General features: G+C 72.7%; 19 protein-coding genes and 2 pseudogenes. 3 read left to right on the top strand and 18 right to left on the bottom strand.

What is annotated here, in order from left to right; genetic code table 11:
- Positions 1 to 4: 4 nt before the first annotated feature.
- Positions 5 to 1072 carry an acyltransferase gene (locus H9I49_RS18160; RefSeq protein ID WP_188031818.1) on the top strand — a complete coding sequence of 356 codons (1068 nt, stop codon included), beginning with the start codon at positions 5 to 7 and terminating at the stop codon, positions 1070 to 1072.
- Here the strand turns inward: H9I49_RS18160 and H9I49_RS18155 are convergent.
- Entirely contained in the window at positions 1060 to 4257 is a 3198-nt protein-coding gene (locus tag H9I49_RS18155) for a PQQ-dependent sugar dehydrogenase (RefSeq protein ID WP_188031817.1), read from the bottom strand. The genes H9I49_RS18160 and H9I49_RS18155 overlap by 13 nt on opposite strands.
- Positions 4258 to 4574: 317 nt before the next feature.
- Between H9I49_RS18155 and helR the strand changes: the two genes are divergently transcribed.
- Positions 4575 to 6725, top strand: a complete 2151-nt coding sequence (gene helR, locus H9I49_RS18150; RefSeq protein WP_188032217.1) for an RNA polymerase recycling motor ATPase HelR — start codon at positions 4575 to 4577, stop codon at positions 6723 to 6725.
- A 27-nt stretch (positions 6726 to 6752) separates the two neighbouring features.
- On the opposite strand, the gene H9I49_RS18145 is transcribed toward helR, so the two are convergent.
- Positions 6753 to 7661 (bottom strand): LysR family transcriptional regulator, encoded by a 909-nt coding sequence (locus H9I49_RS18145; RefSeq protein ID WP_255524098.1) that lies wholly within the window; start codon positions 7659 to 7661, stop codon positions 6753 to 6755.
- Positions 7662 to 7735: 74 nt separating this feature from the next.
- Here H9I49_RS18145 and H9I49_RS18140 point away from each other — a divergent pair, with 74 nt between their 5' ends.
- Positions 7736 to 8731, top strand: a complete 996-nt coding sequence (locus tag H9I49_RS18140; RefSeq protein ID WP_188031816.1) for an EamA family transporter — start codon at positions 7736 to 7738, stop codon at positions 8729 to 8731.
- Here H9I49_RS18140 and H9I49_RS18135 read toward each other — a convergent pair.
- From H9I49_RS18135 to H9I49_RS18065, 16 genes and pseudogenes are all read right to left on the bottom strand, one after another.
- Entirely contained in the window at positions 8627 to 8929 is a 303-nt protein-coding gene (locus H9I49_RS18135; protein WP_370587680.1) for a YchJ family protein, read from the bottom strand. The two genes, H9I49_RS18140 and H9I49_RS18135, sit on opposite strands and share 105 nt — an antisense overlap.
- A gap of 42 nt (positions 8930 to 8971) precedes the next feature.
- A pseudogene (locus tag H9I49_RS24585) lies at positions 8972 to 9055 on the bottom strand (SEC-C metal-binding domain-containing protein); the annotation flags it as partial.
- Positions 9052 to 9729 carry an NUDIX hydrolase gene (locus tag H9I49_RS18130; RefSeq protein WP_188031814.1) on the bottom strand — a complete coding sequence of 226 codons (678 nt, stop codon included), beginning with the start codon at positions 9727 to 9729 and terminating at the stop codon, positions 9052 to 9054. The gene H9I49_RS18130 and the pseudogene H9I49_RS24585, both read right to left, overlap by 4 nt.
- Before the next feature lie 16 nt (positions 9730 to 9745).
- Positions 9746 to 11521 carry a CTP synthase gene (locus H9I49_RS18125; RefSeq protein WP_188031813.1) on the bottom strand — a complete coding sequence of 592 codons (1776 nt, stop codon included), beginning with the start codon at positions 11519 to 11521 and terminating at the stop codon, positions 9746 to 9748.
- 16 nt (positions 11522 to 11537) lie between these two features.
- A complete protein-coding gene (locus H9I49_RS18120) occupies positions 11538 to 12680 on the bottom strand; it encodes a glycosyltransferase family 4 protein (protein ID WP_370587643.1) in 1143 nt (380 codons plus the stop codon).
- A complete protein-coding gene (gene murJ / locus H9I49_RS18115; protein WP_223128913.1) occupies positions 12677 to 14359 on the bottom strand; it encodes a murein biosynthesis integral membrane protein MurJ in 1683 nt (560 codons plus the stop codon). The genes H9I49_RS18120 and murJ overlap by 4 nt, the downstream gene beginning before the upstream one ends.
- The gene (locus tag H9I49_RS18110) at positions 14356 to 15177 is read right to left on the bottom strand and encodes a hypothetical protein (protein WP_188031811.1); all 822 of its coding nucleotides are present in this window, start codon (positions 15175 to 15177) and stop codon (positions 14356 to 14358) included. Before H9I49_RS18110 ends, murJ begins: the two co-directional genes overlap by 4 nt.
- Positions 15174 to 16118 carry a copper transporter gene (locus H9I49_RS18105; protein ID WP_188031810.1) on the bottom strand — a complete coding sequence of 315 codons (945 nt, stop codon included), beginning with the start codon at positions 16116 to 16118 and terminating at the stop codon, positions 15174 to 15176. The genes H9I49_RS18110 and H9I49_RS18105 overlap by 4 nt, the downstream gene beginning before the upstream one ends.
- Positions 16115 to 17299 carry a putative cytokinetic ring protein SteA gene (steA, locus tag H9I49_RS18100; RefSeq protein ID WP_188031809.1) on the bottom strand — a complete coding sequence of 395 codons (1185 nt, stop codon included), beginning with the start codon at positions 17297 to 17299 and terminating at the stop codon, positions 16115 to 16117. Before steA ends, H9I49_RS18105 begins: the two co-directional genes overlap by 4 nt.
- Before the next feature lie 65 nt (positions 17300 to 17364).
- Complete coding sequence (recN, locus tag H9I49_RS18095; protein WP_188031808.1) at positions 17365 to 19158, bottom strand: DNA repair protein RecN; 1794 nt, start codon at positions 19156 to 19158, stop codon at positions 17365 to 17367.
- 9 nt (positions 19159 to 19167) lie between these two features.
- On the bottom strand, positions 19168 to 20115 hold the full coding sequence (locus H9I49_RS18090; protein WP_188031807.1) for an NAD kinase: 948 nt from the start codon (positions 20113 to 20115) through the stop codon (positions 19168 to 19170).
- Entirely contained in the window at positions 20112 to 20915 is an 804-nt protein-coding gene (locus H9I49_RS18085) for a TlyA family RNA methyltransferase (RefSeq protein ID WP_188031806.1), read from the bottom strand. Before H9I49_RS18085 ends, H9I49_RS18090 begins: the two co-directional genes overlap by 4 nt.
- Complete coding sequence (locus H9I49_RS18080; RefSeq protein ID WP_188031805.1) at positions 20912 to 21418, bottom strand: hypothetical protein; 507 nt, start codon at positions 21416 to 21418, stop codon at positions 20912 to 20914. The genes H9I49_RS18085 and H9I49_RS18080 overlap by 4 nt, the downstream gene beginning before the upstream one ends.
- Before the next feature lie 40 nt (positions 21419 to 21458).
- Positions 21459 to 22511 (bottom strand): HAD-IIA family hydrolase, encoded by a 1053-nt coding sequence (locus H9I49_RS18075; protein ID WP_188031804.1) that lies wholly within the window; start codon positions 22509 to 22511, stop codon positions 21459 to 21461.
- A gap of 52 nt (positions 22512 to 22563) precedes the next feature.
- On the bottom strand, positions 22564 to 23286 hold the full coding sequence (locus H9I49_RS18070) for a tetratricopeptide repeat protein (RefSeq protein ID WP_370587642.1): 723 nt from the start codon (positions 23284 to 23286) through the stop codon (positions 22564 to 22566).
- A gap of 71 nt (positions 23287 to 23357) precedes the next feature.
- Positions 23358 to 23699: pseudogene (locus H9I49_RS18065) on the bottom strand (hypothetical protein); the annotation flags it as partial.

Here is a 23699-nt window from a genome sequence, read left to right as displayed (position 1 = left end):
CGCCGTGCAGCACTCCCGCAACCGCGACCTCGACGGCGTCCGGGGACTAGCCATCCTCCTCGTCGTCGCAGCGCACTCCGGGCTGCCGGTGCGCTGGGGCGGGCTGTCGGGCGTCACCCTCTTCTTCGTGCTGTCCGGCTACCTCATCACCAGCCTGCTCATCCGCGAGTGGGACCGCTGGGGCTCCATCAGCCTGTGGCGCTTCTGGGGCCGCCGCGCCCTGCGCCTCCTGCCGGCGCTCGCGGTGCTCCTCGCCCTGGTCCCGCTGCTGCTGTGGGCCACGGGAGACGACCGGCTCTCGACCTACCCGACGGCTGCCATCGCCTCGCTCTTCTACGTCGGCAACTGGGTGCGCATCACCGGCACCGACCTCGGCGTGCTCAACCACCTGTGGTCGCTGTCCGTCGAGGAGCAGTTCTACGTCGTCTGGCCCGCGGTGTTCATCGGCCTCATGACGTGGCTGCGCAGCCGCGCCCTCGCGGTCGTCCTCGGCCTCGCGGCGCTCGCCACGTTCTACTCGGTCTGGACGCAGGGCAGCGCGATCCGCCTCGACATCTCGACCGAGACGAACGCGTTCGCCCTCCTCCTCGGGGTCGCCCTCGCGTTCGCCCTCGCAGCCGTCAGCGTGCGCGGCTGGGACGTGCCCGCCACGAGCCCGCTCGTGCCGTTCGTCGTCCTCGTGGCCGTGTCGGCCTTTCCGGGGCACGGCCTCGAGGTCGACCACCCGCTCTTCCGGCCCCTGGGTGCCGTCTACGCGATGATCGGGGTCTGGCTGGTGTATGCCGCCGTATCGGGTCATTCGCGCGTCGTGGGCTCACGCGTCTTGGTCTTCTTCGGCACGATCAGCTACGCGCTGTACCTCTGGCACCAGACCTTCATCAACAGCCTCCTGCTCGGCGAGCACACGACGCCGCGCAATCTGGCCCTCATCACCGCCGCGGTGCTCGTGTCGTGGCTGTCGTGGGTGCTCGTCGAACGCCCGCTCGGCCGACTCCGCGGTCGGCTCCGCCTCGACCAGCCCTCGCGCCGCCAGGAGCGCTTCGTGCAGGAGCGGCCGGCTCACGTCCGGTAGGCGGTCACCGTCCCGGTGCTCCGGTTCCACACGAGGTTGCCGTGCTGGAAGTTCTGCCGCCTGCCGACCGTGACGGTGAACGGGTCGCTCGTCGGATAGCCCAGCCACGAGCGCTCCCAACCGAGGGAGGCCCACTTCGACCGGATCGCCCCCGTCACGGGGTGCGCGCCAGAGGGCCCGCTCCAGAAGATCGACCCGCCCTGGAAGTGTTGGTAGGTGCCGTCACCGTTGATCGTCCGGGTCGTGTTGGTCGTGGGGTAGCGCAGGACGGTGGCCTCGGCCCCCATCGCCGTGTACTTCGTCAGCGTGGCACCGGTGAGGTAGTGAGCGCCGGTGGCACTGGACCAGTAGATCGTGCCGCCCTGGAAGCGCGTCAGGTAGCCGTTGCCGGACGGTGTCCTCGACAGGTCGGCCACCGGGTAGCGCAGCAGGGACCGCTCCCAGCCGAGGTCGGCCCACAACGTGCGGATGTGACCGTTGACCCAGTGGGCGCCCGTGGTACCGCTCCAGAAGATGGAGCCGTTCTGGAAGTGCTGCCACGTCCCGTCCTTCGCCACCGTGGCCGTCGTGTGCGTCGTGGGGTACCTCAGCAGCGACGCTTCGGCCTGCATCGCCGTGTACTTCGTCAGGGTGGCGCCCCGGACGTAACGAGCCCCCGTCGCCGACGACCAGAAGACGGTCCCGCCCTCGAAACGCGTCATCCAGCCCGTACCCGATGCGGTCTTCACGACGTCGGTCAGCGGATAGCCGAGGAAGGATCGTTCCCAGCCGAGGCTCGCCCACAGCGTGCGGATGTGGCCGTTGACCCAGCGCGTCCCTCCCACCGAGCTCCAGAAGATCGAGCATCCCCTGGAGAAGTGGTTGAAATAGCCGTCCAGCCCGGCCGTGCGCTGTTCGTCGCTGGTTGGCGGTCCACACCAGGCCGGCCCGCCCAGCACGGCGTAACGGCGTCCGATGGCTCCGGCCACGAAGTGGACCCCCGTCTCCGGTGACCAGTGCGCGACGCCTCCGGCGTAGACCCGTGACCGCAGGCCCAGATCGCCCTGTTCGACGCCGACAGGAGACCCGAGGCGGGAACGGAAGGCCGTGTCGGTCGCGTAGCGGGCACCGATGGGAGTCCGGTACTCGACGTCGAGCGTCACGTCCCCGCTGCCGACGGTCAGCTGTCGGGACCGCGTCGTCACCCCGTCGCCCCATGCGTGGAACGCCGAGAGACCGTCATGACCGTGCTCGGGCGCCACCAGGGTGAGCACGAGCCCCTCGGTGAACAGGCCCGAGGAGACCTGCTCGTCGCCGATGGTGAACGCCGCCGGCCAGTTGCTGCTGATGCCGACGTGGTGCTGTCGGGGCAGGACGACGAGCTCGTCGCTCACCGCTGCTCCGCGGCTGTCCGTGGCAGACGCACTGATGCGCAGCTCGGTGTCTCCTTCGTGGCCGTCCATGAGGAGGTCGAGCGTCGGGCCGGTCGTCGTGGCGCCGAAGTGGTCGTGGCAGTCCGTGACCGCATAGCAGTGGACGAGTCGGGACGTCCACGTCACCTGCACGGTGCCGTCCTCCTGGTCGGTGGCGCCCGCAGCCGCGTGGACCAGCTCCCCGACGGCGTAGGTCCGTGCCGGGTCCGGCCAGTCCACGGAGAGCACGGGGGGATGGTTGCCGGGATACACCGTCTCCATGGTCGAGGCAGTCGCGCCGAGAGGGTCCCGGACCGTGAGCGTGACGTCGAACTGGTCCGTGTCGGTCGAGTAGGTGTGGGTGAGCGACTGGCCCGTGGCCGTCGTGCCGTCGCCGAGGTCCCAGCTGAAGGAGAGGAGGTCCCCGTCGGGGTCGGTCGAGGCCGCGGCGTCGAGGGTCACGACCCGGGTCGTGGGCACCGCGCCGGCTGTGAATGCCGCGGTGGGAGGACGGTTCCCCGGCGCGTACACGAGGCGGCGCAGCCGGGCGGTGGCGATGTCGGCGAAGACCACGTCCCCGCCGGGGGTCGTCGCGAAGCGGACCGGCCGGCCGATGCCGCTGCCGAAGCCGGCCGGCTCCGGTGCGGTCGTCAGCGCTCCCGTGGCCGAAAAGGCAAGCGTCCAGAGCTTCTGGTCGATGTAGTCACCGAAGAAGTAGCGGCCGCGGTAGGCGGCCGGGTAGGAGGTACCGGCGTAGACCACGCCGCCGGTCACGGAGGCGCCGCTGCCGTCGTGCTGGTACTCCCACAGCGGCGGCGTCGTCGTGACACCGGAGCACTGCGTCAGGTCCGTGTAGCCGACGGTCGGCCTCGATCCCTCCCAGCACGGCCAGCCGAACGAGTACCCGGGACGGATGAGGTCGATCTCCTCGGTCGTGTTCTTCCCGACGTCGCCGAGGATCGGCAGTCCGGTGCCCGGGTCGAGGCTGAACCGGAACGGACTGCGCAGGCCGCTGGCGAAGACGAGGCTGCGGGCTGCTCGTGGCCTGCCCGGGTCGTAGAACGGGTTGTCGGAGACGCCCGAGCCGTCGGGTCGGATGCGCAGGACCTTGCCGTGCACGTCGTTGATGTCCAGGGCACGCAGGCCCTGGGTCTCGATGCGGTTCGCCGTCCCGTCGCCGATGGTCAGCCACACCGACCCGTCACGGTCGGCGATGACGGATCCGAACGAGTGGATCGGCGCGTCGGCCGACGTCTCGAGCACCGGCACCTCGCTGCCCAGCGCGGTGGGCCCACCGTCACCACCGATCGTGACGGTCCATCTGCTGAGCCGGAGGATGCCGTTGGCGCCGGACCCGGCGGCCGTGCTGGCCACGGCTCGCGCCGTGTAGACGTGACGCGTGGTCTCGTAGTCGGCGGCGACGGCGACGCTGATGAGCCCGAGGTCCGACGTCGAGTTCACCGGCAGCGTGGCGATCCGGCGCGGCGTCCCGGTGCGCGGGACCCATTGCACGCGCCCGTACTTTCCGACCGCGATCAGGCTCTCGTCCGGCAGGTACGCGAAGTCGGTCAGCAGGTCGCCCGGTCCGGTGGCCGACTGCGGAACCATCCCGGTGGCGAGGTCCTGCAGGATGAACCCCGCCGGCAGGGTCGTGGCCGCTTCCGCATCCCGACCGGACCCGATGACCAGCGCGGTGCTGGCCACCAGCACCGGCGCCACGAGCCCCACGAGCCCCACGAGCATGCTGCGACCGCGCGCGCTGCTTGTTTCCCCCGAGGCCCGAAGTCGTCGCATGTCGCACCCCTTGGCGCCGCAAGGGACGTGTCACGCGGCCGCCACTTCCACGGTAGGCGTGCGTTGGATCGCTCACTGGCGATGCCCGACATGTCTGCTGCGCAAGGGTTTTCGCCCTTTGCCGGACTTCGGCGCGTCTCGGTGCGGAGTCGCAGGCGCAGGGTGTCGAGAACCAGACAGCAAGAAGGAGAGGGGTTGTCCCTCTCCACTCCCAACGTATAGCGCACCCGGGGGCTTGCGGCAAGGCCCCGGTCATGACCCAGAATCGCCGGTCGAGGCCCAAGACCGAGGTCACGAACCTGATCGGAGCTGACGACGTGAACCCCCTGACGACCAGTGCGTTCGACCTTCCCGACCACCTCTCCCCCAAGGCCGACCCCACACTCATCGCCCGCGACGACGAGCACTTCGCCGCCATCGCGCACACTCTCGACCGGTCGATCGCCGACCTGTCGGACCGCCTCGACGCGGCACGCCGGGCACCCGGTGGCAGGGGCCAGGCGGCGCTGGACCGCGACCAGGAGGTCCACCGGCTGACGGCACGCCTGCGCACCCTCAGCCGATTCGGCCTGGACCTCTGCCTCGGTCGGATGGTGGGCGGGGACGACCGCGACCCGGTGTACGTCGGACGCCTCGGCCTCACCGACGAGGAGGGTCGCCGGCTGCTCGTCGACTGGCGATCCCCGGCAGCGGAGCCGTTCTTCGGAGCGACACACGCCAACCCGATGGGTCTGGCGAACCGGCGCCGGTATCGATGGACCCGAGGTCGGGTCAGCGACTACTGGGACGAGGTCTTCACCCCGGAGGGACTGGAGAGCAACGCCGCGCTGGACGACCAGTCCGCGTTCATCGCCAGCCTCGGCAGCAGCCGGTCCCCCCGGATGCGGGACGTGCTCGGCACCATCCAGGCCGACCAGGACGCCATCATCCGTGCAGGGTCCCGCGGCGCCCTCGTCGTCGACGGCGGGCCGGGCACGGGCAAGACCGTTGTCGCCCTGCACCGTTCCGCCTACCTCCTCTACTCCGACCCGCGTCTCGGTCACCGGCGTGGCGGCCTGCTGTTCGTCGGCCCGCACCAGCCCTACCTGGCCTACGTCGCCGACGTCCTGCCGAGCCTCGGCGAGGAGGGTGTGCAGACCTGCACCGTGCGCGACCTCGTCGCCGAGGGGGCCGGGGCTCCGGACGAGAGCGATCCCGACGTCGCGCGCCTCAAGGCGTCGGTTCACATGGTGGGTGCGATCGAGCCGGCCGTGCGGCTGTACGAGGAGCCCCCGACCGAGGGGATGGAGGTCACGACACCCTGGTCCGACGTCTGGCTCAGCGCCGACGACTGGGCAGCGGCGTTCGACGCGCCGCCGCCCGGCACCCCGCACAACGAGGCGCGTGACGTCATCTGGGAGGAGCTGCTGAGCATCCTCGTGGACAAGCACGACGACGAGGAGGCCCCACCGGAGGTGGTCCGCAGGTCCCTGGAGCAGGACCGCGAGCTGCGCACGACCCTGAACCGCGCCTGGCCGATGCTGGAGGCGACCGACCTCGTCGGTGACCTGTGGTCGGTCCCCGCCTACCTGCGTCGCTGCGCTCCCGGCCTGAGCATCGAGCAGGTCCGAGCGCTCCAGCGCGCGAAGCCCCACGCCTGGACGGTGTCGGACCTGCCGCTCCTCGACGCGGCCCGGCTGCGGCTCGGCGACCCTGAGGCGTCACGGCGCAAGCGCCAGCGCGATGCGGTCCTCGCTGCCGAACAGGCGGAGATGGCCAACGTCGTCGACCACCTCATCGCGACCGACGACTCGGACATGCACGTCATGTCGATGCTGCGCGGCCAGGACCTGCGCGGCGCCCTGGTCGACGTGGCGGGAGAGCCCGACACCGACCCCCACCTGCTCGCCGGGCCGTTCGCACACGTGGTCGTGGACGAGGCCCAGGAGCTGACCGACGCCGAGTGGCAGATGCTGCTGGCCCGGTGCCCGTCCCGCAGCTTCACCATCGTCGGCGACCGTGCGCAGGCCCGGCACGGGTTCACCGAGCCGTGGGAGGAGCGGCTCGAACGGGTCGGGCTCGACCGGATCGCGTCGGCCTCCCTGAGCATCAACTACCGGACCCCGGCGGAGGTCATGCAGGAGGCCGAGCCCGTCATCCGGTCGGTCCTGCCGGATGCCAACGTCCCGACCTCGATCCGCGAGAGCGGCGTCCCCGTCAGGCACGGGTCGACGACGGACCTGGGTTCGGTCCTGGCCACGTGGCTCGCCGCGCACGCCGACGGGACCGCCTGCGTCATCGGCGACCCGACCTTCCGCGAGACGTCGCGCGTCCGGTCACTGGCTCCGGAGCTGTCCAAGGGGCTCGAGTTCGACCTCGTCGTCCTCGTCGACCCCGAGGCCTTCGGCACCGGCATCGAGGGGGCGGTCGACCGCTACGTCGCGATGACGCGCGCGACCCAGCAGCTCGTGGTCCTCACGAGCCCCTGAGGGTCAGGGCGGCGAGGGAGCTGTGCGTCAGGTGAGGTCCCGAGAGCCTTCTGCGGCAAGGGCTTCGACCGTGGCCGCGAGCGCTGGGCGGTCGGTCATGGTTCGACGCCACACGAGGCTCACCGTCCTCTCGGAGACGGGCTCGACGATGGGAACCGCGACGACATCGGTGGGCAGCGGGCCGCGCCCCAGGCGTGGCACGAGGGCGATGCACTCGCCACGCGCGGCGAGCGCGATGTGGGTGGCGAACTCGAGGGCGACATGGGTGATGCGTGGGGCCCGGCCGACGTCGAAGAACATCTTCTGCAGCCACTGGTGGCAGATCGAGCCCGGCGCGACGCTCGCCCAGTCCTCGTCGAGAACGTCGGCCACGCCGATGGTCCGGCGCGCGGCGAGCGGATGGTCGACGTGCACGAGGACGTCGGCCCGGTCGCGGCCGAGGTGGCGCACGTCGAGGTGGTCGGGAATGGCGAGCGGCAGCGGCTCCCAGTTGTGCACGAGCGCGAGGTCGTGGGAGCCGGAGGCGACGGCGTCGACCGCGTCCCACGGGTCGATCTCGTCGGGCCGCAGGACGACGTCCGGGGCTGTGGCCCGCAGCCGGCCGATCGCCCCGACGACGATTCCCCGGTATGCCGTCGCGAACGTCGCCAGGCGCACCGTGCCGACCGTCTCGCCGCTCACGCCGTGCACCCGCGACTCGAGCCGTTCCATGTGTGAGAGCAGGTCGCGTGCCGACTCGGACAGCGTGCGACCGGCCTCGGTGAGCAGGACGCCGCGGCCCTGGCGCTCGAGCAGCTGGACCCCGGTCTGGGTCTCCAGACGCTTGATCTGCTGCGAGACGGCACTCGGCGTGTAGTCGAGCGCCGCCGCAGCGGCTCCGACGGACCCGTACGACTCGACGGCGACCAGCGAGCGCAGAGCGACAGGATCGATCATGCAGCGATGCTACACAGTCGAGCGCACATCAGTTTGATGGACGTGAATGGTCGGGACGCCGCACGATGGGCGACATGCGCCGTCGTGACACCGCCCTCGCCGTCCTCGTCGCCCTCATCTGGGGCACGAACTTCGTCGCGATCCGGACCGGCCTCGACTCGGTCCCGCCGCTGTTGTTCCTCGCGGTCCGCTTCGTCGTCGTCTGCGTCCCCGCCGTCTTCTTCGTGCGGCGCCCGAACGTCCCGTGGCACGACCTCGCGCTGATCGGCCTGTTCACGAGCCTGGGCCAGTTCGCGCTCATGTACCTCGCGCTGCACCTCGGCATGCCGCCAGGCCTGTCTTCACTCGTGCTCCAGGCCCAGGTGCTGTTCACCGTGGTCATCGCCGCCGTGTGGCTCCGAGAGCGCCCCTCGACCGCCCAGCGGCTCGGTGTGGCGCTCGGCGGCGCCGGCCTGCTGACGATCGCCGCCGGACGCGGCCTGTCGGCTCCCCTGCTGCCCCTCGTCGTCCTCGTCCTAGCGGCCGTGTCGTGGGCTGTCGGCAACGTGCTGACCCGACGTGCCCGCGCGGTGACCCCGGGCGCCGGCCTGGCCGTCACGGTCTGGTCGGGTCTGGTGGTACCGGTCCCGGCCCTCGTCCTGTCGTTCGCCTTCGAGGGTCCCGCGGCGATCGGCGCCGCACTGGGCCACGTGCAGTGGCCGGCCGTCGTGTCGACGGCGTACACGGCCTACCTGTCGTCGCTCGTGGGCTACGGCATCTGGAACACCCTGCTCAGCCGGCACCCGGTCGCTCGAGTGACGCCCTTCGCGATGCTCGTGCCCGTCTTCGGCATGGCGGCGGCGGCCGTCGCCTTCGGTGAGCGGCCGAGCGCCCTCGAGCTAGCCGGTGGCGCCGTGCTGCTCGCCGGGGTCGCCGTCGCCGTACTGCGCCGGGGCGGCGCCACCGCGGGGTTGCCCGGGGACGGCTCAGCCGTGCTCCCCGTCGAGGTAGAGCCAGCGGCCGGCCCGCCGGACGAAGCGGCTGACCTCGTGCAGCTCGCCCCCGGCACCGGGTCCTCGGCGCCCCGCTGACGACTCGACCCACGTGGCCACGAACTCGACGACACCGTCGTCGTCGCCCACGTCGCCACCCACCGTGCGCAGCACCGTGAGCCCGGTCCAGCGGGTCGCCGGGTCGAGCCCGACGTCGTCCGGACGGGTGCGCGGGTGCCACGTGCGCACGAGGTGGTCGGCGTCACCCGTCGCGAAGGCGGTGTAGCGCGAGCGCATGAGCTCCTCGGCGGTGCCGGCCGTCCGATCTCCGTCGAGGAGCGGCCCGCAGCACGCCGCATACGACTCGCCGCTGCCGCAGGGACACCGCCGGTGCGCGCGTGCCCCGAAGGCGTGTCGCGTCACCCGTGGCGGGCGCGCTGCGCCTCATGGGCGGGCCACGGGGCGTCCGGCGGGCGCAGCGTCGACCAGCCGCGGTCGCGGGACAGGCCGGCGCTCAGGAGTCCGACGAGCGTGGCGGAGTTGCTGATCCGACCGGCGAGGGCGGCGTCGACGGCATCGTCGAGGGGCAGCCACAGCGGCCGCAGGGTCAGCTCCTCGGCCGTGCGCTGGTGGGCCTGCGCCGCCGTGACGTCGCGCAGGCCGCGGGCGAGGAACACGCGGACGGTCTCGGGGAAGGCTCCCGGCGACGTCACGTCGTCGGCGAGCACGTGCCACTCGTCGGCGACGAGGTCGACCTCCTCGGCCAGCTCACGCGCGGCTGCGTCCCGGGGCGGTTCGCCGTCGACGTCGAGCAGGCCGGCGGGCAGCTCCCACACGTGCCCGCCGCTCGCGTGCCGGTACTGCCGGATCAGCAGCACGTGGTCGACGCCGTCGACCTCGCGCAGGGCGAGCACGGCGACGGCCCCGGGGTGCGTCACGTAGTCACGCGTGACGACTCCCCCGGCGCCGAGGTCGACGCGCTCGCGAACGACGTCGAAGATGATCCCCGCGAACGGCGTCGTCGACTCGAGCACCGGCTCCCCGGTCCACTCCTCGACGACGTCCGCCCCGGTGCCGATCGGCGCGTCGATGCTCAAGCTGCGTGCACCCGGCTCAGTCGGCGTCCGTGGTGCCCGCCGAGGCGGACAACGCGTACTCGTCGCTCGCACGCCCGTCGGCGCCGTCCTCGGCGCGCTCGGCCTGGCCCGCGTCGACGGCGCTGCGGTGGCGCTCGACCTCGACGAGCCGCTCGCTGCGCTGGCGCTCGAGGGCGGCACCGACGAGACCCGCGAAGAGCGGGTGCGCGCGGTTCGGGCGTGACAGGAACTCCGGGTGCGCCTGCGTCGACACGTAGTACGGGTGCACGTCACGCGGCAGCTCGACGAACTCGACGAGGGTGCCGTCCGGCGACGTGCCGGAGAAGACGAGACCCGCCTGCTCGAGGTCGTCGCGATAGGCGTTGTTGACCTCGTAGCGGTGGCGGTGGCGCTCCTCGACCTCGGCCGCGCCGTACGCGTCGCGGATCACGCTGCCCTCCTTGAGGGCCGCCGGGTAGAGGCCGAGGCGCATGGTGCCGCCGAGGTCGCCGGCGCCCTCGACGAAGGCCTTCTGCTCCTCCATCGTGGCGATGACGGGGTGCGAGGTCTCGGGGTCGAACTCGGTCGAGCTCGCGCCGTCGTTGCCGAGGACGGTGCGGGCGTACTCGATGACCATGCACTGCAGGCCCAGGCAGATGCCGAGGGTCGGCACCTGCTTCTCACGGGCCCAGCGCAGCGCGCCGAGCTTGCCCTCGATGCCGCGCACGCCGAACCCACCCGGGACCAGGACCGCGTCGACGCCGCCGAGGGCGCGCTGCGCTCCCGCCTGGGTCTGGCACTCGTCACTGGCGACCCAGCGGATGTTGACCTTGGCGTCGTGGTGGAAGCCGCCCGCGCGCAGCGCCTCGGTCACCGAGAGGTAGGCGTCGGGCAGGTCGATGTACTTGCCCACGAGCGCGATCTCGATGTCGTGCTCGGGGTCGTGCACGCGTTGCAGCAGCTGGTCCCACTCGGTCCAGTCGACGTCGCGGAAGTTGAGACCGAGGCGCCGGATGACGTACGCGTCGAGCCCCTCGCGGTGCAGCACCTTGGGGATGTCGTAGATGCTCGGCGCGTCGACGGCAGCAGCGACGGCGGTCACGTCGACGTCGCACATGAGCGAGATCTTGCGCTTGATCGGCTCGGGGATCTCGCGGTCTGCGCGCAGCACGAGACCGTCGGGCTGGATGCCGACCTGGCGCAGCGCGGCGACCGAGTGCTGTGTCGGCTTGGTCTTGAGCTCGCCGCTCGGGGCGAGGTAGGGCACGAGCGACACGTGGAGGAAGAAGCTGTTGTCGCGCCCGATGAGGTGTCGCACCTGCCGTGCGGCCTCGAGGAACGGCAGCGACTCGATGTCGCCGACGGTGCCGCCGATCTCCGTGATGATGACGTCCGGCGCATCGGCGCCCCCGGTCGCGAGGGCACGCATGCGGGCCACGATCTCGTTGGTGATGTGCGGGATCACCTGGACCGTGTCGCCGAGGTACTCGCCGCGGCGCTCCTTGGCGATGACGTTGTTGTAGACCTGGCCGGTCGTCACGTTGGCGCTGCCGACGAGGTTGACGTCGAGGAAGCGCTCGTAGTGACCGATGTCGAGGTCCGTCTCGGCCCCGTCGTCGGTCACGAAGACCTCGCCGTGCTGGAACGGGTTCATCGTCCCGGGGTCCACGTTGATGTAGGGGTCGAGCTTCTGCATGGTGACCTTGAGGCCACGCGATCTGAGAAGTCGTCCGAGGCTTGAGGCCGTCAGGCCCTTGCCGAGCGAAGAGGCCACGCCCCCGGTCACAAAGATGTGCTTCGTCGTTTCCACCACGGGCTTTAAGTCTACGTCATCCCGGGAGGGTCGCGGAGTAGCGTTCCACCCACCGGCGCGCCTCGGCGGCCGGCGAGGCCCAGGAGGCCGCCACGACCCTCGCCGCGGCACCGAGGCGGGCCCGCTCGGCACGGTCACCCAGCAGGCGGTCGACCTCGGCGGCCGTTGCGGCCGGATCGCCCACGGGCACAAGCGACCCCGCGCCATCCACGAGTGCCGGCAGGCCTCCGGCCCGGGTCGCGACGACCGGCAGGCCCGCTGCCATGGCCTCCTGGACGACGAGCGCGCGGGCCTCCCAGCGACTCGTCAGGACGAACACATCGGCCGCCCGAAGCCACTCGGACACGTCGTCACGGGCCCCGACGAACCGCACGCCCGCGCGTGTCGCATCAGCGTCCCCCGGCCGTATGCCGCCCGCCGCCTCCTCGAGGCGCGCCCGGAGTCGTTCGTCGCCGCTGCCCACCACGACCCACGTCGCCGGCTGACGCGAGAGGCGGGCCGCCTCGAGGAGCGTGGGCAGGTCCTTCTGCGGCGCGATGCGCGACACGGTGAGCACCACAGGTAGGCCTGCGGGCACACTCGCCCCCTCGAGCAGGGCCTCACGCTCCGCGGGCGCCAGTGGGGACGCGTCGAGCAGCCCCGCGACGCCGGCGGACGGCACCTCGGCGAGCTCGGTGCGGCGCGCGCCGAGCGTGCTCGCGAGGGTGACGAGGTCCTCGCTGGCGCCGGTCACGAGGTCGGCGCGGCGCAGTGCCCGGGACACCGTCCACCGCAGGACGCCCTGCGCTGCTCGCGAGGCAGTGGACGGGCCGGACGGCGGGAGGTCGTTGTGCAGCGAGACGACGAAGCGCGGCCTCGGCAGGGCACGAGCGACGGCCGCCGCCGCGACGACGGCGGCCTGGTGGCCGTGGGCGTGGACGACGTCGACGGTGCCGGCCAGCCGCATGATCCGGTGCCAGTCCACGAGGCCTCGTGGCGCACGGGCCCCGCGGTGCACCGGCCAGAGGCGCGCCGCACCGGTCCAGCCGAATGAGTCAGCCGTCGAGTCGGCCGTGACGACGAGGACCTCGTGCCCCTCGTCGCGCAGACCTGCCACGAGCGCGCCGACGTGGGCGCCGATCCCGCCTGTGGAGCGCCCGAGGAGCATGAGGACTCTCACGGCACCGTCTCCTGCGCCGCGGCCTGGACGCCGCGGGCGCGGCGTACGCGGGCGACGAGCGATGGGTCGACCGCGAGCGCGAGGCCGATCATGACGGCGAGCGCGAGGACGCCTACCCCCACTCCGACGAGCAGGCTCGACCCGAGCGAGTGCCCCACACCGCTCACCGACAACCAGGAGGCGACGGCACGTCCGGTCCCGGCAGCCACCACCGAACCGGTCAGTGCCGCCACCAGGGGTCGCGGCGGGAGGGACAGCGCGGCCCACCCCCAGGTGCGCCCGACGAGGACGACGAGGAGCACCGCCCCGAGGGCGAGCCCGAGGCTCGACCCCGCGCCGAGGGCTCGCACCGTGGCCGGACCGCTTGCACCCGCCGGGTCGAGCAGCAGCAACGGCATGACGGCTGTTGCCAGCCAGCCCGCAGCCGCGAGTGCGCCTGCGGCGAGGGCGGCCCCGCGCACGTAGGACGCCCTGGCCAACAGCCCGATGACTGCCAGCGCGACGACCGAAGGTGCGAAGAGGGTCACCGCGTCGCCCATCGCGGCCAACGTCCGGAGCGAGGTCTGGGACCCCGAGCCGGCGTCGAGCGACTGGAAGAAGGACCCCACCGGAACCGCCACGGCGACGAGGGCGGCAGCCCCGAAGAGCGACACGACCACGGTCGCGAGCCAGGCCCTGCGCAGGGTTGCCTCGGCCGCCGGCGCCCCGCCGGGCACACTGCTCGCGGCGTGCGCGCCCGCGAGGGACGGGAAGGCCGCCGTCGCGAGCGGCACGGCCAGCACGGCATACGGCAGCAGGGTCACGGCCTGGGCGTAGGTGTAGACGTTGAGCGTGCCCGGACCCCCGCGGTCGTTGGCGATCCGGATGACGACGAGGGTCGCCAGCTGCTGCCCAGCCACGGCCAGCAGGCCCGCGAGGGCGAGCGCCCTGACGCGACGACCCGCTCCCTGGGGGAAGCGCAGCCTCGCGCGCAGCCGGATGCCTGCCCGGCGCACCGGGACGAGCAGCGGCAGACCGAGTGCCACGACGCCGAGCGTCGTGCCCACCCCCAGGACGGCGACCGCGCCCGTCGGGACGTCGGCGATGGCGGCCGCCGGGAGGGGGACCAGGGACCGGTAGAGCAGGTACGTCGCGATGACGACGAGGCTCGAGAGCAATGGGGCGACGGCCGCCCCGACGAACCGCTGATGAGACTGGAGGACTCCAGCCAGCACTATCGCCACACCGTACAGCGGGATCTGGACGGCGAAGACGACGAGCAGCTCCGCGCCGAGGGCGACCTCGCCCGCACATCCAGTGCCGAGGAGGGCGCCCGCGATCGGTCGCGCCGCCAGTGTCACGACGATGGCCAGGGGCACGAGCACGACCACCGCCCAGGTGAGCAGCGCGGAGGCTGTCGCGTCGGCCTGCGACCGGTCACCGCGGGCGAGGGATGTTGCGACGAGCGGCACCGCTACAGCGGCGAGCACCCCGCCGGCGGCGATCTCGAAGAGGACGTTCGGCACGGCGTTCACGGACTGGTAGACACTGCCCACGCAGGTCGCACCGACCGAGTGCGAGAAGGCGAACCAGCGGCCGAAGCCGACGATCCGGGCGACGAGGGTGATGACCGCGATCGTCCCGGCGGCGGCGAGCAGCCCACGGCGCGAAGGGCGCCCGCCCGCAGCGCGTTGGCTCATCGGGTCTCCCGGCCCCACTCGTCGAGGTGCCGCAGCACGCCGTTGCCCTCGATGACGCGGGTGAAGCTGACCCGCTCCGACGCGAGCGTCAGCGCGGCGAGTCCGGCGAGGGCGACGGCCCGGCCCAAGAGCCCGGTGCGCTCGACGACGGCGAGCCCGACGAGCGCACCCGCGGCGTTGGCTCCGGTGTCGCCGAGCATCGACCGGGCAGCCAGGTCGTCGCCGATGACGCCGAGCGACGAGCCGACCGCTGCTGCTCCCGGTGTGCCGGTGACGAGGGGCAGGCCGGCCGCCACGGTCACCTTCAGGGCGCGCCCCGGGCGCAGGTCGAAGAGGTTGACGGCGTTGGCGGCGCCGGCGACGACGGCGCCACCCAGGAGCGTGGACAGCGGACCGCGGCGGTCTCGGTCCGTCAGCGCCGCGGCTGCCAGGCCCGTGGCCGCGAGGCCGACGACCTTGACCGCCCCGGTCGTCACCTGGCCTCGGCGCAGCGCCGCGAGATGTCCGCGCAGCCCCTTGTCCGCGGCGCCCCCGGCGAGGTCGTCGAGCGCGCCGAGCGCGCCCGCGACCCCTGCTGTGACGGCCGCGGCGACACGCTGGCCCCGCCGTGCGCCGACGGGGAGTGTCGCAGCCGTGAGCGCCCCGGCCACGAACGCAGGACCCTCGAGGAGCGTCACGGTGCGGCCGGCGTGGTTGGTGCGCTCCCACGGGGACCTGATCCGCTGCGGCAGCCGTCGGGCGAGCCGGTGCGTCGCCCAGGAGGCGGCCGCGGACGCGGCGAGGGTGAGCAGGTGGTCGCGCGCCCGAGCGGACGTCACGGCAGCACCCTCGGCACGGTCGCCGTGGCCCCGGTTGCGACGCCGTAGTGCCCCACCCGCTCGTCGAGGGCATCCTCGACGGCGAGCACGACCGTGGCCGGGCCGTCACCGGAGCGGGCGTGGTCGACGGTCGAGACGATCCCCGCCGTGTCCGACTTCTCGCGGACCGCCTGGACGGCGTTGGAGGTCATGGGCTGGCCTGCCGCTGCGGCGGTCTCGCCACCCGCGACCACGGTTGCCCGAGACGACCCGGCGAACGCCGTGACGAGGGCCCGGATCGCGTCGGACCGCTCGGTGACGGCCGACTCGGCGCCCGCGTAGTCGCCCGACACGACGACCGCCACGTCGGCCGGAGGAAGGTCGGCGACCGAGCTGTCGAGAAGGTCCGCGTCGACGAGCAGCTTGAGCGCTGCCGAACGCTGGCTCGAGACCCCGGTGGTCGTCGTCGAGAGTGCCAGGTCGGTCACGACGTCGGTGAGCAAGGCGTCGCCGGTCGCGTTCGACTCGAGGCCGAGCGCGGAGGCGGCCTGACGGGCCGCCTCTCCCCGGTCCGCCGCCTGGCTGGGGTCGAACCAGTCGGGGCTGATCGTCAGGGTGCCGGTCAGGGACGCACCGCTCTGCGTGACGACGGCCTCGAGGTTGGTCAGCATCGTGCCGTCCGCCGACGGCATCGCGACGACGACCGCCCGGTGACCGGTGAGACGTCCGCGAACGACCCGGCCCTGCACGGCGGCGGCGTACTCGTCGGACGCGTCGACGAGCTTCTCGCTCGTGCTGAGCTTGTCGTTGAGGGCCTGCTTCTCGGTCCGCAGCGCTGCCACCTGGTCGGTCAGCTGGTCACCGAGGTTCGCCTGCAGCGGGCCCGCTCCGAGCACGATGCCCACCGCGAGCGCGAGGAACACCGAGATGATCGAGACGAGGTGGTAGCGGAAGTCGATCACGTGACGATCCCAACGATGGCGGTCCAGAGGTCGTCCCACCGGGCTGCGAGCACCTGGAGCCACGCCTGGCCCGCCGGCGTCGAGGCGAGCGCGGCGAAGAAGGCGAGCATGCCGACGAGCAGCATCGTGACGAGCAGCCCGCCCGGGATGCGGGCACGGTAGAGACGGCTGACGCCCTTGGCGTCGACGAGCTTCCCACCGACGCGGAGCCGGGTCAGGAAGGTCGAGGCCTGCCCGTCGCGGCCCTTGTCGAGGAACTCGACGAGGGTCACGTGGGTGCCGACGGCGACGATGAGCTCGGCGCCGGCGTCGTCGGCGAGCAGCATCGCGACGTCCTCGCTCGTGCCCGCCGCAGGGAAGACGACCGGCTCGATCCCGAGCATCTCGACCCGCGCCAGCCCGGGCGCCCGCCCGTCGCGGTAGGCGTGCACCACGACCTCGGCGCCGCACCGCAGGGCTGCGTCGGAGACCGAGTCCATGTCGCCCACGATGAGATCTGGCTGGTGCCCCGACTCGAGGATCGCGTCGGCTCCCCCGTCGACGCCGATGAGCACCGGCCGGTACTCGCGGATGTACGGCCGGAGCGTCTCGAGGTCCTCGCGGTAGTGGTAGCCGCGGACCACGATGAGGCAGTGCCGACCGTCGAGCTCGGTCGTGATCGGCGGGATGCCGACGCCGTCCAGGAGCAGGTCGCGCTCCTTGCGGATGAACTCCATGGTGTTTGTCGCGAACGCCTCGATCTGGACCGCGAGCCCGGCACGCGCCTCGTGCATCTGGCTCTGCACGGCCTCGGCGTCGAGCAGCGTTCCGGTCGCCACCTTGCTCTCGCCCGACCACACGTCGGCGCCGTCGAGCCGCAGGACCTGGCCCTCGGTGACCGCCATGACGTCGGGCCCGGCGGCGTCGAGCACCGGGATGCCCGCCTCGACCAGGATCTGGGGCCCGAGGTTCGGGTAGCGGCCGGTGATCGACGCACTCGCGTTGACGACGCCGGCCGGGCGGGCGGACAGCAGGGCGTCCGCACTCACCTTGTCGAGGTCGGGATGGTCGATCACCGCGATGTCGCCGGGCTGGAGCCGCTTCGTCAGGCTCTTGGTGCGCCGGTCGACGCGCGCCGTGCCGACGACGCCGGGACCGGTGTCGCGGATGTGGGGACGGCGGCGGCGTATGGGGAGGGCCATGATGGCCTCAATCGTGCCACGTCGGTGTGTCGGCGACGCCATGGGTGAGCCGTGGGGGCAGCCCCTCAGCCTCGGGCGCCGCCGCGTGCCGGTGCGGCGGCCCTGCCGCGCACCGAGCTCGTCTGCTCCAGCAGGTCGCCGGCATGGGCGAGCCCGGCCTCGGAGTCGGGGTCGCCGCCCATCATCCGGGAGAGCTCACGCAGCCTCGCGTCCCCGTCGACGACGGACACGCTGCTGGACGTGATGCGCCCGTCGTCGGCCTTGTGCACGACGAGGTGCCGGTCGGCGAACGCGGCGACCTGAGCGAGGTGCGTCACGACGATGACCTGTGAGTGCTCGGCGAGGGCTGCGAGCCGTGCGCCGACGTCGAGGGCGGCGCGTCCACCCACGCCGGCGTCCACCTCGTCGAAGACGAACGTCGGCGGCCCGGCCACTCCCTCGCCCGACGGCGTGCGCGCGCCGACCACCTCGAGGGCGAGCATGACGCGGGACAGCTCGCCACCGGACGCCGCCTTGGCGACGGACCGGGGAGAGGCGCCGGGGTTGGCGGCCAGGAGGATCTCCACGTCGTCGATCCCGTGCCGCGAGAGGCGAACCCGCTCCCCGTCGGCGAGGGTGACACCGTCGGGGTCGGGGCGGCGACGCACCTCGACGTGAACGACAGCCTTGCCCATGGCGAGGTGCGCGAGCTCCTCCGAGACACGCGTGGCGAACTCGTCGCCCGCGGCGCGCCTCGCATCGGAGAGTGCCACGGCGGCCGCCCCGACCGCGGCCTCGAGCCGCGCCACCTCGACCCCGAGCCGCTCGACGCGGTCGTCAGCCGTCACGAGCTCGTCGAGCCGGGCGGCGCTGCGACCGGACCACTCGAGGACCTCGTCGACCGACTCGCCGTACTTGCGCGTGAGCACGCCGAGCGCAGCCCGGCGCTCCTGGACGAACGCGAGGCGGTCGGGGTCGAGCTCGACGTCGTCGAGGTATGCCGTGAGGTCGGCGGAGAGATCGGTGACAAGGGTGCCCACCTCGTGCAGGCGCTCGTCGAGTCCGGCCAGCGCCTCGTCGTGCCCCGTGGCCGGCGCCAGGGCGGCGCGAGCCGACCCGATGAGGTCACGCACGTTGGGAGCCGGCTCGGCGGCATACTCGTCGCCGCTGAGGTCGGCCAGGGCCTGGGCGGCGGCGAGCCGGAGCGTGTCGGAGTGGGCGAGGCGCTCGTCCTCGGCGCGCAACGCGACGTCCTCCTGCGGCTGCGGGTCGACGGCCTCGATCTCCTCGAGCGAGGCCGTGAGTGAGTCGATCTCACGGGCGCGCTCGCGCGCCTCGGAGACGAGGCGGTCGTGCTCGCGCGCCGACTCGCGCCAGCGGTCGTGGAGCTCGGCCACCCGGTCGCGCAGCGCCACGACGTCGGGGCCGCCGAAGTCGTCGAGCACGGCGCGGTGGGCCTCGCCCTGCTTGAGGCGCCACTGGTCGGCCTGCCCGTGGACGGCCACGAGGTGCTGACCGAGCTCGGCGAGCACCGAGACGGGCGCCGTGCGTCCGCCGACGTGCGCGCGTGAGCGACCGGCCGCCGCGATGGTGCGGGCGATCACGAGCTCGCCGTCCTCGTGGTCGGCACCGGCCTCCTCGGCGCGCACGAGGGCGGGGTGGCCCAGGGGCAGCTGGACGACGCCCTCGACGAGCGCGGACTCGGACCCGGTGCGGACGAGGCCGGAGTCGGCGCGCTCACCGAGCAGCAGACCGAGCCCGGACACCACCATCGTCTTGCCCGCACCGGTCTCGCCGGTGAGGACGTTGAGACCGGGACTCAGCTCGAGGACTGCGTCGTCGATGACACCGACGCCGCGGATCCTCATCTGGCTGAACACGGGACCACCTTAGGGCCGGGCACCCTCACCGCCGTCGACGTCGTCCACCGGGGGCGTGGTGTCGCCGTTGCCGCGCCACCCCGCGACCGACAGGTCGAACTTCGCGACGAGCCGGTCGGTGAACGGTGCGCTCGTGAGGCGGGCCAGGCGCACGGGGCGCAGACCACGCCGGACCTCGATGCGTGCACCGGGCGGGAGGTCGACGTGCCGCCGGCCGTCGCACCACATGACCCCTGCCCCCTCGGCCGCCGCCTTGATCTCGACGGCGAGGTGCGTGTCGGGGCCGAGCACGAGCGGCCGCGCGAACAGGGCGTGGGCGGCGCTCGGGACCAGGAGCATGGCTTCGACCCGAGGCCACACGACGGGGCCGCCGGCCGAGAACGCGTATGCCGTCGAGCCCGTGGGAGTGGAGACGATGACACCGTCGCACCCCCAGCTCGACAGCGGCCGCCCGTCGACCTCGATGGTGCACTCCAGCATGCGCTCGCGCGCCGCCTTCTCGACCGTGACCTCGTTGAGCGCCCAGCTGCTGGCGATCAGCTCGCCACGCAGCTTGGCGTCGACATGGAGCGTCATGCGCTCCTCGACGTCGTAGTCCTTGTTGGCGATGTGCTCGACGGTGGCGTCGAGGTCGTCGCGTTCGGCCTCGGCGAGGAAGCCGACATGACCGAGGTTCACGCCGAGCAGGGGCACGTCCACCCTGCGTGCGAACTCCGCGCCGCGCAGGATCGTGCCGTCCCCGCCGAGGACGACGACGAGGTCGCAGCCCTCGGCGACCTGTTCCTCCTTCGAGGCCACATGGACGCGGGCACTGTCCTTGAGGTCGAGGGCATCGGCCTCGTCGGCCTGGAGCGACACGTCGATGCCGACATGAGTGAGGCGCTCCACGACGCCCTTGGCGACCGCCAGCGCCTCCGGGCGCCTCGGATGGGCGACGAGCAGGATCCGGCGCGTCACGGGTCTCCCTCCAGGTCGATGGCCTCCAGCATGTCATCCACCCACGTCCGCGACGCGTCGGGGACGGGCCGTGGTGCGAGCCAGAGGAGGAACTCGCGGTTGCCGTCGCCACCGGTGATCGGGCTGGCGGCCGCACCGTGCAGGTGGAGGTGCTCGTCGATCGCCACCTGGGCGACGTCGCGCAGCACCCGACGATGCTCGCGACGCGACGTGACGATGCCGCGACGGCCCAGGCGCTCGCGCCCCACCTCGAACTGCGGCTTGACGAGCACGACGAGGTCGCCTTCGTCGGTCACGAGCGGCCGCATGGCCGGCAGGGCGATCGTGAGCGAGATGAAGCTGAGGTCGGAGACGACCACGTCGAACCGGCCACCGAGTGCCTGGGCGTCGACGTCGCGGATGTTCGTGCCCGGCAGGTCGCGAACGCGTGGGTCGGTCGCGATCGGCGCGACGAGCTGGCCGTGACCGACGTCGAGGGCGGTGACGTGGGCGGCGCCCCTCTCGAGGAGCACCTGCGTGAAGCCACCCGTGCTCGCCCCGACGTCGAGGCAGCGCCGGCCCGCGACCGTGATCGGCCACACGTCGAGCGCGTGCAGCAGCTTCAGCGCCGCTCGCCCTACCCACCGGTCCGGGTCCCGGGTCAGCTCCAACGCGGTCGAGTCGTCGACCGGGAGGGCCGGCTTGACGGCCGGGCGACCGTCGACGAGGACGACGCCGGCCGTGATGAGCTCACGGGCCTGGGCGCGTGAGCGGGCCAGGCCGCGCGTGACGAGCTCGACGTCGAGTCGGCGTGTCGTCACGCCCCACCGAGGCCGCCGAGGCGGCTCTGCAGGCTGCGGTGTGCGTGCTCCCCCGCATCGATGCGTTCAGCGAAGGACGCGGCCTGGGACTCGGCAAGGCGCAGCATGGCCTCGTCGACGGTCTCGTCGCCCGTGACCGGAGGCGTCGGGGTCTCGGGTGTCGCGTCGAGTGGCGCGTAGGGCACCTCGGCGGCAGTGGTGTCCGCCTCGAGGCCGGTGTCGGAGCCGTCGCGGTCCTCGTCGCTCCCGATCTCGTCGTCGCCGCCGTCGACTCCACCTCCCGACTCGTCGGGGAGGACGGGGTCCGCCGCGTCCCAGTCGTCGCCGACGGGGTCCGGCGCCGCGGTGTCGGCATCCGAGTCGTCGCCGCCGTACGCGTCGTCGTCCCGGTCGTCGTCCGTGTCGCCGTAGGTGTCTGCGTCCATGGGGTCGAGCTCGTCCGTGAGACCGAGACCCTCGTCGGCTCCGAGGTCGTCGTGCCGCTCGTCGCTCTCTCCATGCATGTGCTGCCTCCGTGCGGGTGGTTGGTGCCCTCAGGTCACGCTACCGGCTCGACGCCTGCGCGAGGTCGAGGAGGCGGTCGAGCGCGAGTGCCTCCTCCCGGAGTCGGTCCGTGGGACGGCCGTCCTGGGCCCCCTCCTCGATCGCGGCGAGCCCCGCGCGCACGGCCTCCGCAGGAGTGCCACGCCCCTGCGCGATCTGCAGGCCGTCCTCCCCTGCGCGGACGAAAGCACCGCCGCAGCGCCACCCATCCGCATCCCGCTCCGCAACGGCATACGGCTGCAGGAGCTCGGCGAGGGAGGCGACGACATAGGTCGGCGAGGCACCCGACCCGACGAGGTCGGAGGGCCGGTCGACACCCGTCAGCACCCATGCCGAGTGGATGCCTGCGGTCGCCGCACCGACGATGTCCGTGGCGAGACGGTCGCCGACCGCCAGCGTCCGTGACGGCGACGTGCCGAGATGGTCGAGCGCCAGGCGGTAGAGAGGCGGGTGCGGCTTGCCGACGACGACGGGCCGGCGCCTGGTCGCGGTGACGAGCAGGTCGACGTAGGCGCCGTTGCCCGGCGACTCGCCCCATGGGAGCGGCAGGGTGGCGTCGTCGTTCGTGGCCACCCAGGCCAGGTCACGGGTGAGCAGGCGCGCGGCGGTCTCGAAGTCGGACACACGCAGCTGCCTGCCGTAACCCTGCAGGACCGCGGCCACGTCCGCAGCTCCGGTCCCGTCCAGGTCTGCGGGACGGACCGGAGCCAGACCCACCTGGTCGAGGGCCTCGACGACGCCGTCGCCGCCGAGGGCCAACACCTTGGCCCCGGCGGGCAGCTGCGCCTGGAGGCGCGCCGCGCCGGCCTGCGCGCTGGAGACGACGTCCATGGCGGCCGCCGGCGCGCCGAGGGCGGCGACCTGTCGGGCCACCTCGGCGGGCACCCTCGACGCGTTGTTCGTCGCGTAGACGACACGGACGCCGCGAATGACCATGTCCTGCAAGGCAGCCGGCGCACCGGGCACGGCGTCGCCACCGCGGTAGACGACCCCGTCGAGGTCACAGATGACCCCGTCGTACCGCTCGATCACGGACCCGCTCGGTGCGCCCATGTGTCCTCCTGCGACGACCCTAGGCGGGCGCCACCTGTCGACGGTTCACGTCTCAGCGGGCGTCGTCCTCATCCTCGTCGTCCTCGTCGTCCTCGTCGTCCTCGACATCGACCCGGTAGTCCGGGTCTTCGTCGTCCTCGTCTCCGAGCAGGTCGGTGACGTCGACGCCATCGAGCTCCTCGAGGCGCTCGGCCGCGTCGGTCGTGAGCTCGTGGTCGGCATCCGCTGCCCTGGCGAACCAGTCGCGGGCGGCCTGTGCGTCTCCCGCGGCGAGCTTCGCGTCGGCGTACGCGTAGAAGAGGCGCGCCGCGGAGGGACGGTTCGGGTTGATCCGCTTGACGAGGTCGCTGAGGCCGGCTGCGGCCGCATCGAGCTGACCGAGATCGCGACGGATGCCCGAGACGACGATCGCCAGCTCGACCCGGTCGTCGATCGCGAGGTTGTTCGTCTCGTCGGACTGGGCGAGCTCGAGCGCCTTGTCGTGGCGTCCGAGGGCGCGTTCACAGTCGACCATGAGCGGGAGCAGGTGGTGCGAGCCGGAGAGCCGTCGCACCGTGCGGAACTCACCCAAGGCGCGCGCCCAGTCGCCGAGGCGGTAAGCCACCAGGCCGAGAGACTCCCGGGCGGCAGGGACTCGGCCGGCGCGGCGCACCGCGGTCTCCGCGTGCGCGAGGGCCGACTCCGGGTCGACGTCGAGCAGCTCGGCAACCATGACGAGGTGCTGGGCGACCCCCTCCGCATTCTCCTTGGAGAGCGTGCGCAGCTGGTTCTTCACGCCGCGGTCCACCTCGTGGCCCGTGACTCCCTCGCGGATCGCGGGCTCCGGCTTGCGAGGGGACTTCGGCGTCAGTCGGGGCCCACCTCGTCGGTCCTCGTCCTGCGGTCGCCCGGCGCCCCCACGCTGACGGTCGTCGAAGCGTCGAGGTCCACGGTCGTCAGACCGGTGCCCGCCGCCGGAGCGCCGGTCATCGGACCGGTAGCCGCCACGGTCGTCACGGCCACCGGAGCGGCGGTCGTCGCGGCCACCCGCGGAGCGACGGTCGTCGGACCGGTACCCACCGCGGTCGTCGCGGCCACCCGCGGAGCGACGGTCGTCGGACCGGTACCCACCGCGGTCGTCGCGGCCACCCGCGGAGCGACGGTCGTCGGACCGGTACCCACCGCGGTCGTCGCGGCCACCCGCGGAGC

This window comes from Terrabacter sp. MAHUQ-38 (assembly GCF_014518425.1).
Lineage (GTDB): Bacteria > Actinomycetota > Actinomycetes > Actinomycetales > Dermatophilaceae > Terrabacter.
Note: the sequence above shows the minus strand (reverse complement) of the source record. Positions and strands in the feature narration are given on the sequence as shown.